This is a genomic window from Pedobacter glucosidilyticus DSM 23534 (assembly GCF_000425145.1).
Lineage (GTDB): Bacteria > Bacteroidota > Bacteroidia > Sphingobacteriales > Sphingobacteriaceae > Pseudopedobacter > Pseudopedobacter glucosidilyticus.
The window spans coordinates 39747-52111 of sequence record NZ_AULF01000031.1 but is presented as its reverse complement, the minus strand read 5'-3'; the positions used below and the strand labels follow the sequence as shown (position 1 = coordinate 52111).

Sequence of the window (12365 nt, the reverse complement as noted above, 5' to 3'; positions counted from 1 at the left end):
ATAGGATGATGTGCCTTTAGTCTGATAAGCTGATAATAAAGGTTCTACATTGATGCGATTGATAACCTCATTGACTACTCTAACTGTATGACTTTCAGGTATAAGCTCCTCTAAGGATGGAGGAAGCATCATGATTTGATGCTGATTATAGGGCTTGAAAACAGGTACTTTATTTGGCATTACATCTTATTGATTTACACTTAAATATAAGTAAATCAAGTATTTATACCAAAAAAAATATGAAATTTATCTACTAAATTAACTCATTATTATCAAACAAAAAGAGACTGCCTCTTTGAGACAGCCTCTTCTCTATTTATCTCGTTAAGATAATTATGCTTTTTCTTCTTCTGAAGATTCGCTAGAAGTTTCTTCTTGTGCTGGAGCTTCAACAACTTCCTCTGTCGCTGCTTCCGCAGTAGGAGTCGCTTTTTTAGCTTTACTACCAGAACCTCTTCTACGAGTTGATTTTTTCTCAACTTTAGCTTCTGCACCGTAAACCTCATTAAAGTCTACCAATTCTACAATAGCCATTGAAGCGTTATCACCCAAACGATTACCCAATTTAATGATACGAGTGTAACCACCTGGTCTTGATGCAATTTTCTCAGCTACCTCGCGGAATAAAGTTGTAACAACTTCTTTGTTTTGTAGCAATTGAAATACTGTACGACGAGAGTGAGTAGTATCATTTTTAGACTTAGTTAAGATAGGCTCTACATAAGTACGTAAAGCTTTAGCTTTTGCTAAGGTTGTAGTAATACGCTTGTGTAAAATAAGCGAAGATGCCATGTTAGATAACATCGCCTTACGGTGACTATCTGTACGACCTAAATGATTAATTTTTTTTCCGTGTCTCATTACTATATTAATTTTCGCATACCGTCAGCTCAAGCCCCTATGGCGAGCCGGGAATTATGCGAGATTTTCGCTTTTATATAATCTTTAAAAGATTATTCTTCGTCTAATTTAAATTTAGACAAGTTCATACCAAAAGATAAACCTTTTGATTTTACTAATTCTTGAATCTCTGTTAATGATTTCTTACCAAAGTTTCTGAATTTTAACATATCAGCAACATCATAAGAAACCAATTCTGCTAACGAACGAATATCAGCTGCTTTTAAGCAATTTAAGGCTCTAACAGAAAGATCTAAATCAACCAATTCAGTTTTTAAGATTTTACGCATGTGTAAAACTTCCTCATCAACTTCTTTAGTTTCTTCTTTTGCTTGAGACTCTAATACTAAATTCTCATCAGAGAATAACATAAAGTGCTGAATTAAAATTTTAGCAGCCTCTTTAAGTGCTTCTTCAGGATGGATAGAACCATCAGTAGAAATATCCAAAAGTAATTTCTCGTAGTCAGTCTTTTGCTCTACACGATAGTTTTCTATAGTGTATTTAACGTTCTTGATAGGAGTATAAATTGAATCAATTGCGATAACACCTACTACAGCGTCAGCATTTTTATTCTCCTCTGCAGAAACGTAACCTCTTCCTTTATTGATTGTTAATTCAATCTCTAAGGTAACAGAGTCTTCCATGTTGCAAATAACAAAATCAGGGTTTAAAACCTCAAAATTATTAGAGAACTTAGAAATATCTCCAGCTTTGAAACTTTCCTGACCGTTGATGATTACAAAGATTTTTTCTGAATCACCAGACTCGCCTGTTTTCTTAAAACGAACTTGTTTTAAATTTAAGATGATATCTACAACATCTTCTGCCACACCTTTGATGGTAGAAAACTCATGTGATACACCTGAAAAACGAACTGAGGTAATTGCGTAACCTTCTAATGAAGATAACAGGATTCTTCTTAAAGCGTTACCTATAGTAACACCAAAACCAGGTTCTAATGGACGAAATTCAAACGTACCATCAAAATCTGTAGATTTCTGCATAATTACCTTGTCAGGTTTCTGAAATGCTAAAATTGCCATTTATTTGCCTTATGTTTTATCGTTAATTCTTAGATAAACAACTAATTGCCAACTTCGTTAGAAATTGGCAATTAATCATTTTATCATTATTTAGAGTACAACTCGACGATTAAGTTTTCCTTAATATTTTCAGGAATACTATCACGATCTGGATACTGTAATAATTTACCAGTTAAGGTTTTTGCATCCCACTCTAACCAGTTGTGTTTATTAATAGTACGGCCAGCAACCGAGTTACTAATTGCTTCTAGTGATTTTGACTTCTCACGAACTTCAATAACATCACCTGCTCTTAAAGTATAAGATGGGATATTAACAACTTCACCATTAACCATGATGTGTCTGTGAGAAACTAATTGACGAGCACCTGATCTTGTTGGAGCGATGCCTAAACGGTATACAGTATTATCTAAACGAGCTTCTAAAAGCTGTAATAAGTTTGTACCTGTAATACCTTCTCTTGAAGATGCTTTTTTGAATAAGTTAGAGAATTGCTTTTCTAACACACCATAAGTGTATTTTACTTTTTGTTTCTCCATTAACTGAACCGCATATTCTGATTGCTTTCCTCTTCTTTTTGAAGCGCCATGTTGCCCAGGAGGATAATTTTTTCTTTCTAATGCTTTATCAGGGCCAAAAATTGGCTCTCTGAATTTACGAGCGATTTTGGACTTTGGTCCGGTATATCTTGCCATTTTATTGTGTTTAAAGTATCATCCTAACCAAGTGCTAGGAGAATCTTAGCTTTAAAATTTATTAAACTCTTCTTCTTTTAGGAGGACGACATCCATTGTGAGGTAGTGGAGTTATATCTTTTATAGTTGTAACTTCCAAACCTGAATTTTGTAATGTACGGATTGCAGACTCACGACCTGAACCTGGACCTTTTACAAAAACCTCAACTTTACGTAAACCTAAATCGTGTGCTGCTTTTCCACAATCAATTGCTGCTTGTGATGCTGCGTAAGGTGTATTCTTTTTAGAACCTTTAAAACCTTGCTTACCTGCTGAAGACCAAGAAATAGTTTGTCCTTGATTATTGGTAAGAGTAATGATTATGTTATTAAAGGTAGCGTTGATATGTGCTTGACCAACTGGCTCAATAACAACAACACGTTTTTTAGTAACTTTTTTTGACTTAGCCATTTTTTACTATCAATTATTATTTAGTAGCCTTTTTCTTATTAGCAACAGTTTTTCTCTTTCCTTTACGAGTACGAGAATTGTTTTTAGTTCTCTGTCCGCGTAATGGTAAGCCTTTTCTGTGGCGTAATCCTCTGTAACATCCAATATCCATTAAACGCTTAATGTTTAATTGTACTTCAGAACGTAGTTGTCCTTCAACTTTAATTGATTCTGAGATGATGTTACGGATGGCTGTTAATTCTTCATCGGTCCAATCTTGAACTTTTTTATTGAAATCGATTCCAGCCTGAGTCAAAATTGACTGTGCTGTACTTCTACCGATTCCAAAAATATAAGTAAGGCCGATCTCTCCTCTTTTGTTTTTTGGTAAATCTATACCTGCTATCCTTGCCATTTATTATTTGTTGATAGTTTAAAAATTTCGATTAACCTTGACGCTGTTTGTACTTAGGATTCTTTTTGTTGATCACGTATAATTTTCCTTTTCTACGGATCACCTTACAATCAGCGCTGCGCTTCTTAATGGATGCTCTAACTTTCATTTTCTTATTTATATCTATAAGTAATTCTACCCTTAGTAAGATCATAAGGAGACATCTCCAATTTCACTCTATCTCCAGGCAAAATTTTGATGTAGTGCATCCTCATTTTACCAGAAATATGTGCTATGATCTCATGACCGTTCTCTAATTCAACACGAAACATCGCATTTGATAATGCTTCTTTAATTACTCCGTCTTGCTCAATAGAGGATTGTTTAGCCATATAATAATTATTATTTATTTAATTCTACCCACTAAAGCGGGCTGCAAAATTAAATAAAATTTTTTAATATTTAAATTTTATTATTTAAAACTTCTTCAATGTACGTAAAGGACGATAATACATCTGCTTTGCCCTTTTTAACGGCTACTGTATGCTCAAAATGAGCGGATGGTTTCTTATCTATAGTTGATACTGTCCATCCATCATCCCAAAATTTCACTCCAGCTCTTCCTGCATTTATCATGGGCTCTATTGCCAGAACCATACCTTCTTCTAACTTTATTCCTACTCCTCGCTTACCGTAATTAGGAACTTCTGGCTTTTCGTGTAGTTTATGACCAACGCCATGTCCTACCAATTCTCTTACAACACCAAAACCATTACTTTCTGCATGTTCTTGTATGGCATAAGCTAAATCACCTATTCTATTTCCTGCTACAGCTTTTTCTATTCCTTTGAGAAGACACTCTTTAGTTACCTTTAATAATTTCTTGGTCTCTTCATCTATTTCACCTATTGCGAAAGTATAAGCAGAATCGCCATAAAAACTATTCTTAACTACACCACAATCTACTGAAACAATATCTCCTTCTTTAAGTGTGTACTTACTTGGAAAGCCATGAACTACTTGATCATTTAATGAAATACATAGCGAATAAGGAAATCCATTATAATTTAAAAAAGCAGGTATTCCACCATGATCTCTAATAAACTCTTCCGCTAAATCATTCAATTTTTGTGTAGTAACTCCGGGAGCTATAACCTTTGCAATTTCACCATGTGTTTTAGCTACTAGTAAAGAACTTTCCCTAATCAGCTCTATCTCTTCTGCTGTCTTTAAAATAACTCTTGGCATGGATCAAATTAAATTGCTGAACCGGAAGTTGCTGCTCCAACTGGATTACGTCCTTTAATCCTACCTGTTTTCATTAATCCATCATAATGACGCATTAATAAATGACTTTCTACTTGTTGTAAAGTATCCAATACTACAGCTACTAAGATTAATAGTGATGTGCCTCCAAAGAAATGTGCAAACTGCGAGTTAACACCAGCAATAATGGCTATAGAAGGTAAAATTGCTATAATAGCTAAAAATATAGAACCAGGTAAAGTAATCTTAGAAATAACTCCATCTATATAATCAGCTGTTGTTTTACCTGGCTTTACTCCTGGAACAAAACCACCATTCTTTTTCATATCATCAGACATTTGATTAGGATTAATCGTAATGGCTGTATAAAAGAAAGTAAACAGGATAATTAAAATAGCAAAAGTTAAGTTGTAAGCTAAAGATGTATAATCACTAAAGGATGTTAATAAAGAAGATTGAGCTTCCGGAAAAAACTGACCGATAGTAGAAGGAATAAACATAATTGCTTGAGCGAAGATAATCGGCATTACACCAGCGGCATTAAGCTTCAAAGGAATGTACTGTCTAACACCTCCATATTGTTTATTTCCAACAATCTTTTTAGCATATTGTACAGGTACTTTTCTGGTTCCTTGAATAATCAAAACCGTAAACATCACAACCGCAAATAAAGCAACAAATTCGATAAAGAAAGCAATTAAACCTCCTTGACCATTTTGTCTACTTAAGAACTCCGCTGAAATACCATAAGGAAGCTGAGCAATAATCCCTACCATGATTAATAATGAAATACCATTACCAATACCCTTATCAGTAATTTTTTCACCCATCCACATCACAAACATAGTTCCAGCTGTTAGTACTACCATTGAGGTAATGCTAAAAAGTGGCTCTGCAATTAATCTTGCATCAGGTGTTATTTGAGATTTAACATACCCTATAGCTTGTAAAGCAGTGATTATAATTGTTAAATAACGAGTGATTTGATTAATCTTCTTTCTTCCACTTTCACCTTCCTTTTGCAATTTCTGAAAATAAGGAACCGCAATTCCTAATAATTGAATGACGATAGATGCAGAAATATAAGGCATTACCCCTAATGCAAAAATAGAAGCTCTTGAGAAAGAACCTCCTGCAAACATATTAAGTAAACCTAATAAACCTTCTTTGGCCTCACCAGTATCTAAAGACGCAGGATCAACACCTGGCAATACGATAAATGAACCAATTCTATAAACTAAAAGAATTAAGAGTGTGTATAAAATACGCACTCTTAATTCTTCAATTTTCCAAATATTGGATAAAGTTGTGAACAGCTTCTTCATTAATTATAATTTAACAACAGAACCACCGGCAGCTTCGATTGCTTTTGATGCGGCAGCTGTAAATGCATGTGCTTTTACTTCTAATTTAGCATTTAATTCGCCCCTACCCAAAATCTTCACCAAATCATTTTTAGATACTAATCCATGCTCTTTCATTACATCAAAGTCTATAAGAGAAAGATTAAATTTCTCAGTTAAACCTTGTAGAACATCTAGATTGACACCTACAAACTCAACACGGTTAGGATTTTTAAATCCAACCTTAGGAACACGACGTTGTAAAGGCATTTGCCCACCTTCAAAACCAACTTTTGAAGAATAGCCAGAACGTGAACCAGCTCCTTTATGACCACGTGTAGATGTTCCTCCACGTCCAGAACCGGTACCACGACCAATTCTTTTTCTATTTTTTACTGAACCTTCTGCAGGTTTTAAATTACTTAAATTCATGGTAATTAAACTTTTTCGATTGCTACCAAATGATTTACTGCTTTTACCATTCCGATAATTGACGGAGTAGCTTCTACCTCTACGCTTTGGTTAATTTTAGTTAATCCTAAAGCTTGGATAGTTCTTTTTTGGCGTTCACTTCTATCGATCACGCTCTTAATTTGAGTTATTTTGATCTTAGCCATCGTATTAACCGTTAAATACTTTACTTAATGAAACACCTCTGTTATGAGCTACAGTATGAGCATCTCTTAGTTGAGATAATGCTGAGATAGTAGCTTTAACCACGTTATGTGGATTTGAAGAACCTTTTGATTTTGCAAGTACGTTATGGATTCCTGCAGATTCTAATACTGCTCTCATCGCACCACCAGCAATAACACCGGTACCATTTGATGCAGGTTTCAAGAAAACGAAACCTCCAGAAAATTTACCGATTTGCTCATGAGGTATAGTAGCATTAATGATAGGGACTTTAACTAAGTTCTTTTTCGCATCATCAATTCCTTTAGCAATTGCCTCAGTAACCTCTTTTGCTTTTCCTAAACCATAACCTACAACGCCGTTTTCATCACCAACAACTACGATAGCTGAAAAACTGAAAGTACGACCACCTTTGGTAACTTTAGCAACACGTTGGATGCTAACCAAACGATCTTTTAATTCAATCTCGTTTGCTTTTACTCTTTTTATATTGATAGTTGACATCTGCTTCTGAAATTAAAATATTAAACCTGCTTCACGGGCACCTTCTGCCAAAGACTTAATACGTCCGTGGTATAAGTAACCGTTTCTATCAAAAACTACTTGTTTAATTCCAGCAGCAATAGCCTTCTCTGCAACTTTTTTACCAACCTCTTTAGATTGATCTACTTTATTACCATTTGCACTGAAATCCTTCTCTACTGATGAAGCTGAAACAATAGTTTTACCAGCTATATCATCAATAATTTGAGCATAAATACCTTTGTTACTTCTGAAAACAGATAAACGAGGGCGCTCTGTAGAACCAGAAACTCTTTTTCTGATACCTTTTTTTATTCTTTCCCTACGGGATAATTTTACTTTTCCTGCCATAACAATTATTTTTTAGCTGCTGACTTACCTGCTTTTCTTCTTAACTGCTCACCTACGAACTTAATACCTTTACCTTTGTAAGGCTCTGGAGTTCTGAATGAACGAATCTTAGCTGCAACTTGACCAAGCAATTGCTTATCTATAGATTCTAAAATGATGGTTGGGTTTTTACCTTTTTCAGAAGTTGTTGAAACTTTAATTTCTTGAGGTAAAGCAAAAACGATATGGTGAGAATATCCTAGAACTAAATCTAATGTATTTCCTTGATTAGACGCTTTATAACCAACACCTACCAATTCTTGCTCTAATTTGTAACCTTCTGTTACACCAACAACCATGTTGTTAAGTAAGGCTCTGTATAAGCCATGTAAAGCTTTATGACGTTTTTGATCTGAAGGACGTTTTACTAATAAAGTATTATTTTCTTGCTCAACGATGATATCAGCATCAACTTGTTGACTCAATTCTCCTTTAGGTCCTTTTACAGAAACTAAATTGCTTGAAGAAACTGTAACCGTTACTCCACTAGGGATTGAAATCGGGGCTTTTCCTATTCTTGACATCTCTTTCTCCTAATTAATAAACGTAACATAAAACTTCACCACCTACATTTAACTGTCTAGCTTCTTTATCAGTCATTACTCCTTTTGAAGTTGACATGATAGCAACGCCTAAACCGTTTAATACTCGTGGCATAGTACTAACACCTGCATACTTTCTCAAACCTGGTTTACTCGCTCTTGTTATGGTGCGAATAGCAGGAACTTTAGTAATTGGATGATACTTTAATGCAACTTTAATTGTGCCTTGTGCATCGTTATCCTCAAACTTATAGTTCGTGATATAACCTTTATCAAAAAGAACTTTTGTAATTTCTTTTTTCAGGTTCGATGCAGGAATTTCAACAACCCTGTGGTTGGCCTTGATGGCATTCCTTACTCTTGTAAGATAATCTGCTATTGGATCTGTATACATTTTATTGTTATATAAATAAAAAGAATTTTTTTGGACCGCAAAAGTACAAAAAAATTCTTTATTCTTTTAATTTAATTACCAGCTTGCTTTTCTAACCCCCGGAATCTTACCTGCAAGTGCCATTTCACGGAATGTAACCCTTGAAATACCGAACTGACGCATATAACCTCTTGGACGACCAGTTAATTTACAACGATTGTGTAAACGAACAGGTGAAGAGTTTTTTGGTAATTTATCTAATCCCGCAAAATCTCCAGCAGCTTTTAATTCTTCTCTTTTAGCAGCAAACTTTGCTACTAATTTTTGACGCTTAATTTCGCGAGCTTTTACACCTTCTTTAGCCATTGTTAACTTTATTTTGATTTTTAAATGGTAACCCGAATTGTTTAAGTAACTCTAACGCTTCTACATCTGTTCCGGCACTAGTTACAAAAGTGATATCCATACCTTGTATTTTATTGATTTTATCAATATTAATCTCAGGGAAGATAATTTGCTCTGATACACCTAAAGTATAGTTTCCATTTCCATCAAAGCCTTTATCGTTGATACCTTTGAAATCACGGATACGAGGTAAAGCAACTGCGATTAAACGATCTAAAAACTCGTACATCTTATTATCACGTAAAGTTACACGTACACCTACTGGCATACCTTTACGTAATTTAAAATTAGAGATATCTTTTTTAGACTTTGCTGCAACAGCTTGTTGTCCGGTGATGGTAGTTAACTCTACAATTGCTGCTTCAACTACCTTTTTATCAGTTACGCCCGCACCAACACCTTGGTTGATAGCGATTTTCTTTAACTTAGGCACTTGCATAACACTCTTATACTGGAATTTATCCTTAAGAGCATCAACAATTTCTGCCTTATATTTGTCTTTTAATCTTGGTACGTAAGCCATTAGTTAATTTCCTCCCCAGATTTTTTAGCTATTCTAACAACTTTTCCGTCTTCTGTTCTCTTTCTTGAAACTCTTGTAGCCTTACCCGTTTTAGGATCAACTAATGCTAAGTTAGAGATATGAATAGGAGCTTCTTTTTTACTTATACCACCATTAGGATTTGTAGCACTTGGTTTAGAATGTTTAGAAACCATATTAGCACCTTCTACGATAGCTCTGTTTTCTTTAATTCTTACTTCAACTACTTTACCTTGTTGACCTTTAGAGTCTCCGGCGATAACCGTTACTAAATCTCCTTTACGGATATTTAATTTAGGTTGTGATTTTTTCTTATTTTCCATTTTACAAAACCTCCGGTGCTAATGATACAATTTTCATGAATTGTTTTTCACGCAGTTCTCTTGCAACCGGGCCAAAGATACGAGTACCTCTTGGTTCGTCCTGGTTATTTAATAATACTGCCGCGTTATCGTCAAAACGGATATAAGAACCATCTTTTCTTCTGATTTCTTTCTTCGTTCTAACTACTACAGCTTTAGATACTGTTCCTTTTTTGATGTTTCCTGATGGAAGTGCTGCTTTCACAGTTACTACCACTTTATCACCAATAGAAGCATATCTTTTACCGGTACCACCTAACACTCTGATAACTAAAACTTCTTTAGCTCCAGAATTGTCGGCTACGTTTAATCGTGATTCCTGTTGTACCATCTTACTTAGCCCTTTCTAAAATTTCAACTAATCTCCAGTTTTTGTTCTTACTCAGAGGACGTGTCTCCATGATCAAAACGGTATCTCCAACACCGCAATCATTTTTCTCGTCATGAGCCATAAATTTGGTAGTCGTCTTTACGAACTTACCATAAATTGGGTGCTTTACTTTTCTCTCCACACTCACTACAATAGATTTATCCATCTTATTGCTCACCACTAACCCAATTCTTGTTTTTCTTAATTTTCTTTCCATTTCGACTCTAAAAATTATGAGTTACTTTCAGAAGCTGCCTTAGCTTGCGCTTGGCGCTGAGTTAATTCTGTACTTAAGCGAGCAATAGTCTTTCTAGATTTATAAATTCTAGTAGGATTTTCTATTGATGAAACTGCATGAGCAAATTTCAACTTGGTAATAGTCGCTTTTTCTTCCTGAATTCTGGCAACAATTTCGTCTGTAGCCAGCGCTTTAATTTCTGCGTATTTCATTTTACTATTAGTAATTAGTTTAGTTTAAGCTGTCTTTGTTAGGTAACGGCCAACAAAAAAAACTAAAAACTGATTTTATGCTTCTACGTAATCTCTACGCACTACAAACTTAGTTTGAACCGGTAATTTCTGAGCTGCAAGACGCATAGCTTCTTTAGCAACTTCAAAAGGTACACCTTCTGCTTCGAAAAGGATTCTACCTGGTCTTACAACTGCAACCCAATACTCAGGCGCACCTTTACCTTTACCCATACGTACTTCAGCAGGTTTTTTGGTAACTGGTTTGTCTGGGAAAATACGAATCCATACTTGGCCTTCACGTTTCATAAAACGTGTTACCGCGATACGGGCTGCTTCTATCTGGCGGCTGGTAATCCAGCACTCTTCCAGTGATTTTATTCCGAATGAACCGAATGCAAGCTCAGCACCACGAGTGGCTAGGCCTTTCATTCTGCCCTTCTGCATTTTTCTGAACTTCGTTCTTTTTGGCTGTAACATTACTTTATTCTTTAATCGTTAAACGATAGTTTCTAACTGAATTATCTTTTACCTCTATTAGCTCCGGCACCACCACGATTTCCACCACGGTTGTTACCACCTTTTCTATCACCACGCTCACCACCTCTTGGAGCAAAGTTTGAAGAACCTTCAGTTTTTCCACCTTTACCTGCGCTAGCTCCGATATTTGGAGATAAATCTCTCTTACCGTAAACTTCACCTTTACAAATCCATACTTTGATACCGATTTTACCATAAGTAGTTAATGCTTCACCTAAAGCATAATCAATATCAGCTCTGAAAGTGTGTAGAGGAATTCTACCGTCTTTATATTGTTCAGAACGAGCCATCTCTGCACCACCTAAACGGCCAGAGCACATAATTTTAATTCCTTCTGCTCCCATTCTCATCGTTGATGCGATAGAAGTTTTCATAGCTCTTCTGAAAGAGATACGAGCCTCTAATTGTTTCGCAACACCATCTGCTACCAATTTTGCATCAAGCTCAGGTCTTTTGATTTCAAAAATGTTGATTTGAACATCTTTCTTAGTTAATTTCTTTAACTCTTCTTTGATCTTATCAACTTCAGAACCACCTTTACCAATTACAATACCCGGACGAGCAGTGTGAATAGTAACAGTAATACGTTTTAACGTTCTTTCGATAACAACTTTAGATACGCCACCTTTTGCTATACGCACTGAAAGGTATTTACGAATCTTTTCATCCTCAACTAATTTATCAGAATAGTTATTACCACCATACCAGTTAGAATCCCATCCTCTGATGATTCCTAATCTGTTTCCTATTGGATTAGCCTTTTGTCCCATTTCTTCTTAATTAGTTTTGAGGTTCTACATTTTTGCTATCTACTACCAAAGTTACATGGTTAGAACGCTTACGTATTCTATAACCACGACCCTGAGGTGCAGGTCTTAAACGTTTCAACTGACGACCACCATCAACCATAATTGTTTTCACAAATAGTTGAGCATCTTCAGGACGTTGACCCTCATTTTTTAACTCCCAATTTTTAATGGCAGATAATAATAGTTTCTCAACCCTTATAGCTGCTTCTTTATTGGTATATTTTAGGATATAAAGTGCCTTTTCTACGCGTTCACCTCTGATTAAATCAACAACCAGTCTCATTTTACGAGGAGAAGTAGGGCAATTATTTAATTTTGCTATTGCTTCCATTT

General features: G+C 35.3%; 24 protein-coding genes and 1 pseudogene. All 25 read right to left on the bottom strand.

Features of this window, described 5'->3' with window-relative positions; translation table 11 throughout:
- Positions 1-180, bottom strand: a pseudogene (locus H510_RS19895) (IS5/IS1182 family transposase); the annotation flags it as partial.
- A gap of 153 nt (positions 181-333) precedes the next feature.
- Positions 334-861, bottom strand: coding sequence for a 50S ribosomal protein L17 (rplQ, locus tag H510_RS0110650; RefSeq protein WP_026904316.1), 528 nt, complete (start codon positions 859-861; stop codon positions 334-336).
- A gap of 92 nt (positions 862-953) precedes the next feature.
- Positions 954-1946: a DNA-directed RNA polymerase subunit alpha gene (locus H510_RS0110645; RefSeq protein WP_026904315.1), complete on the bottom strand. Its 993-nt coding sequence runs from the start codon at positions 1944-1946 to the stop codon at positions 954-956.
- An 86-nt stretch (positions 1947-2032) separates the two neighbouring features.
- On the bottom strand, positions 2033-2641 hold the full coding sequence (gene rpsD / locus H510_RS0110640) for a 30S ribosomal protein S4 (protein ID WP_026904314.1): 609 nt from the start codon (positions 2639-2641) through the stop codon (positions 2033-2035).
- A 61-nt stretch (positions 2642-2702) separates the two neighbouring features.
- Positions 2703-3092 carry a 30S ribosomal protein S11 gene (gene rpsK / locus H510_RS0110635; protein ID WP_026904313.1) on the bottom strand — a complete coding sequence of 130 codons (390 nt, stop codon included), beginning with the start codon at positions 3090-3092 and terminating at the stop codon, positions 2703-2705.
- Between the two features lie 16 nt (positions 3093-3108).
- Positions 3109-3486 (bottom strand): 30S ribosomal protein S13, encoded by a 378-nt coding sequence (gene rpsM, locus H510_RS0110630; RefSeq protein WP_026904312.1) that lies wholly within the window; start codon positions 3484-3486, stop codon positions 3109-3111.
- Between the two features lie 31 nt (positions 3487-3517).
- Complete coding sequence (gene rpmJ / locus H510_RS19890) at positions 3518-3634, bottom strand: 50S ribosomal protein L36 (RefSeq protein WP_081659260.1); 117 nt, start codon at positions 3632-3634, stop codon at positions 3518-3520.
- Between the two features lie 4 nt (positions 3635-3638).
- Positions 3639-3857 carry a translation initiation factor IF-1 gene (gene infA, locus H510_RS0110625; RefSeq protein WP_013633164.1) on the bottom strand — a complete coding sequence of 73 codons (219 nt, stop codon included), beginning with the start codon at positions 3855-3857 and terminating at the stop codon, positions 3639-3641.
- Between the two features lie 70 nt (positions 3858-3927).
- Entirely contained in the window at positions 3928-4713 is a 786-nt protein-coding gene (gene map, locus H510_RS0110620; RefSeq protein WP_026904311.1) for a type I methionyl aminopeptidase, read from the bottom strand.
- Positions 4714-4721: 8 nt separating this feature from the next.
- On the bottom strand, positions 4722-6056 hold the full coding sequence (gene secY / locus H510_RS0110615; RefSeq protein ID WP_026904310.1) for a preprotein translocase subunit SecY: 1335 nt from the start codon (positions 6054-6056) through the stop codon (positions 4722-4724).
- Positions 6057-6059: 3 nt separating this feature from the next.
- Positions 6060-6506 (bottom strand): 50S ribosomal protein L15, encoded by a 447-nt coding sequence (rplO, locus tag H510_RS0110610; protein ID WP_026904309.1) that lies wholly within the window; start codon positions 6504-6506, stop codon positions 6060-6062.
- 5 nt (positions 6507-6511) lie between these two features.
- Positions 6512-6691, bottom strand: a complete 180-nt coding sequence (gene rpmD, locus H510_RS0110605) for a 50S ribosomal protein L30 (RefSeq protein ID WP_026904308.1) — start codon at positions 6689-6691, stop codon at positions 6512-6514.
- Positions 6692-6695: 4 nt separating this feature from the next.
- Entirely contained in the window at positions 6696-7214 is a 519-nt protein-coding gene (rpsE, locus tag H510_RS0110600) for a 30S ribosomal protein S5 (RefSeq protein WP_026904307.1), read from the bottom strand.
- 12 nt (positions 7215-7226) lie between these two features.
- On the bottom strand, positions 7227-7583 hold the full coding sequence (gene rplR, locus H510_RS0110595) for a 50S ribosomal protein L18 (RefSeq protein ID WP_026904306.1): 357 nt from the start codon (positions 7581-7583) through the stop codon (positions 7227-7229).
- A 5-nt stretch (positions 7584-7588) separates the two neighbouring features.
- Positions 7589-8146 (bottom strand): 50S ribosomal protein L6, encoded by a 558-nt coding sequence (gene rplF / locus H510_RS0110590; protein WP_026904305.1) that lies wholly within the window; start codon positions 8144-8146, stop codon positions 7589-7591.
- Positions 8147-8159: 13 nt separating this feature from the next.
- Positions 8160-8558 carry a 30S ribosomal protein S8 gene (gene rpsH, locus H510_RS0110585; protein ID WP_026904304.1) on the bottom strand — a complete coding sequence of 133 codons (399 nt, stop codon included), beginning with the start codon at positions 8556-8558 and terminating at the stop codon, positions 8160-8162.
- Between the two features lie 75 nt (positions 8559-8633).
- Positions 8634-8903, bottom strand: a complete 270-nt coding sequence (gene rpsN / locus H510_RS0110580; RefSeq protein WP_026904303.1) for a 30S ribosomal protein S14 — start codon at positions 8901-8903, stop codon at positions 8634-8636.
- Complete coding sequence (rplE, locus tag H510_RS0110575) at positions 8896-9465, bottom strand: 50S ribosomal protein L5 (protein ID WP_026904302.1); 570 nt, start codon at positions 9463-9465, stop codon at positions 8896-8898. Before rplE ends, rpsN begins: the two co-directional genes overlap by 8 nt.
- Positions 9465-9806 (bottom strand): 50S ribosomal protein L24, encoded by a 342-nt coding sequence (rplX, locus tag H510_RS0110570; RefSeq protein WP_026904301.1) that lies wholly within the window; start codon positions 9804-9806, stop codon positions 9465-9467. The genes rplE and rplX overlap by 1 nt, the downstream gene beginning before the upstream one ends.
- 1 nt (position 9807) lies before the next feature.
- Entirely contained in the window at positions 9808-10176 is a 369-nt protein-coding gene (gene rplN, locus H510_RS0110565) for a 50S ribosomal protein L14 (RefSeq protein ID WP_026904300.1), read from the bottom strand.
- Between the two features lies 1 nt (position 10177).
- Positions 10178-10432, bottom strand: a complete 255-nt coding sequence (rpsQ, locus tag H510_RS0110560; protein ID WP_026904299.1) for a 30S ribosomal protein S17 — start codon at positions 10430-10432, stop codon at positions 10178-10180.
- 14 nt (positions 10433-10446) lie between these two features.
- Positions 10447-10665 carry a 50S ribosomal protein L29 gene (rpmC, locus tag H510_RS0110555; RefSeq protein WP_026904298.1) on the bottom strand — a complete coding sequence of 73 codons (219 nt, stop codon included), beginning with the start codon at positions 10663-10665 and terminating at the stop codon, positions 10447-10449.
- A 75-nt stretch (positions 10666-10740) separates the two neighbouring features.
- Positions 10741-11163, bottom strand: coding sequence for a 50S ribosomal protein L16 (gene rplP, locus H510_RS0110550; RefSeq protein ID WP_026904297.1), 423 nt, complete (start codon positions 11161-11163; stop codon positions 10741-10743).
- 41 nt (positions 11164-11204) lie between these two features.
- On the bottom strand, positions 11205-11993 hold the full coding sequence (gene rpsC / locus H510_RS0110545; protein ID WP_026904296.1) for a 30S ribosomal protein S3: 789 nt from the start codon (positions 11991-11993) through the stop codon (positions 11205-11207).
- Between the two features lie 10 nt (positions 11994-12003).
- Entirely contained in the window at positions 12004-12363 is a 360-nt protein-coding gene (rplV, locus tag H510_RS0110540) for a 50S ribosomal protein L22 (protein WP_026904295.1), read from the bottom strand.
- Positions 12364-12365: the final 2 nt, after the last annotated feature.

Bases quoted from the DNA above. Each gene is read 5' to 3' on its own strand.
- rplQ (WP_026904316.1), bottom strand. From the start codon at position 861: ATGAGACACGGAAAAAAAATTAATCATTTAGGTCGTACAGATAGTCAC.
- H510_RS0110645 (WP_026904315.1), bottom strand. From the start codon at position 1,946: ATGGCAATTTTAGCATTTCAGAAACCTGACAAGGTAATTATGCAGAAA.
- rpsD (WP_026904314.1), bottom strand. From the start codon at position 2,641: ATGGCAAGATATACCGGACCAAAGTCCAAAATCGCTCGTAAATTCAGA.
- rpsK (WP_026904313.1), bottom strand. From the start codon at position 3,092: ATGGCTAAGTCAAAAAAAGTTACTAAAAAACGTGTTGTTGTTATTGAG.
- rpsM (WP_026904312.1), bottom strand. From the start codon at position 3,486: ATGGCAAGGATAGCAGGTATAGATTTACCAAAAAACAAAAGAGGAGAG.
- rpmJ (WP_081659260.1), bottom strand. From the start codon at position 3,634: ATGAAAGTTAGAGCATCCATTAAGAAGCGCAGCGCTGATTGTAAGGTG.
- infA (WP_013633164.1), bottom strand. From the start codon at position 3,857: ATGGCTAAACAATCCTCTATTGAGCAAGACGGAGTAATTAAAGAAGCA.
- map (WP_026904311.1), bottom strand. From the start codon at position 4,713: ATGCCAAGAGTTATTTTAAAGACAGCAGAAGAGATAGAGCTGATTAGG.
- secY (WP_026904310.1), bottom strand. From the start codon at position 6,056: ATGAAGAAGCTGTTCACAACTTTATCCAATATTTGGAAAATTGAAGAA.
- rplO (WP_026904309.1), bottom strand. From the start codon at position 6,506: ATGAATTTAAGTAATTTAAAACCTGCAGAAGGTTCAGTAAAAAATAGA.
- rpmD (WP_026904308.1), bottom strand. From the start codon at position 6,691: ATGGCTAAGATCAAAATAACTCAAATTAAGAGCGTGATCGATAGAAGT.
- rpsE (WP_026904307.1), bottom strand. From the start codon at position 7,214: ATGTCAACTATCAATATAAAAAGAGTAAAAGCAAACGAGATTGAATTA.
- rplR (WP_026904306.1), bottom strand. From the start codon at position 7,583: ATGGCAGGAAAAGTAAAATTATCCCGTAGGGAAAGAATAAAAAAAGGT.
- rplF (WP_026904305.1), bottom strand. From the start codon at position 8,146: ATGTCAAGAATAGGAAAAGCCCCGATTTCAATCCCTAGTGGAGTAACG.
- rpsH (WP_026904304.1), bottom strand. From the start codon at position 8,558: ATGTATACAGATCCAATAGCAGATTATCTTACAAGAGTAAGGAATGCC.
- rpsN (WP_026904303.1), bottom strand. From the start codon at position 8,903: ATGGCTAAAGAAGGTGTAAAAGCTCGCGAAATTAAGCGTCAAAAATTA.
- rplE (WP_026904302.1), bottom strand. From the start codon at position 9,465: ATGGCTTACGTACCAAGATTAAAAGACAAATATAAGGCAGAAATTGTT.
- rplX (WP_026904301.1), bottom strand. From the start codon at position 9,806: ATGGAAAATAAGAAAAAATCACAACCTAAATTAAATATCCGTAAAGGA.
- rplN (WP_026904300.1), bottom strand. From the start codon at position 10,176: ATGGTACAACAGGAATCACGATTAAACGTAGCCGACAATTCTGGAGCT.
- rpsQ (WP_026904299.1), bottom strand. From the start codon at position 10,432: ATGGAAAGAAAATTAAGAAAAACAAGAATTGGGTTAGTGGTGAGCAAT.
- rpmC (WP_026904298.1), bottom strand. From the start codon at position 10,665: ATGAAATACGCAGAAATTAAAGCGCTGGCTACAGACGAAATTGTTGCC.
- rplP (WP_026904297.1), bottom strand. From the start codon at position 11,163: ATGTTACAGCCAAAAAGAACGAAGTTCAGAAAAATGCAGAAGGGCAGA.
- rpsC (WP_026904296.1), bottom strand. From the start codon at position 11,993: ATGGGACAAAAGGCTAATCCAATAGGAAACAGATTAGGAATCATCAGA.
- rplV (WP_026904295.1), bottom strand. From the start codon at position 12,363: ATGGAAGCAATAGCAAAATTAAATAATTGCCCTACTTCTCCTCGTAAA.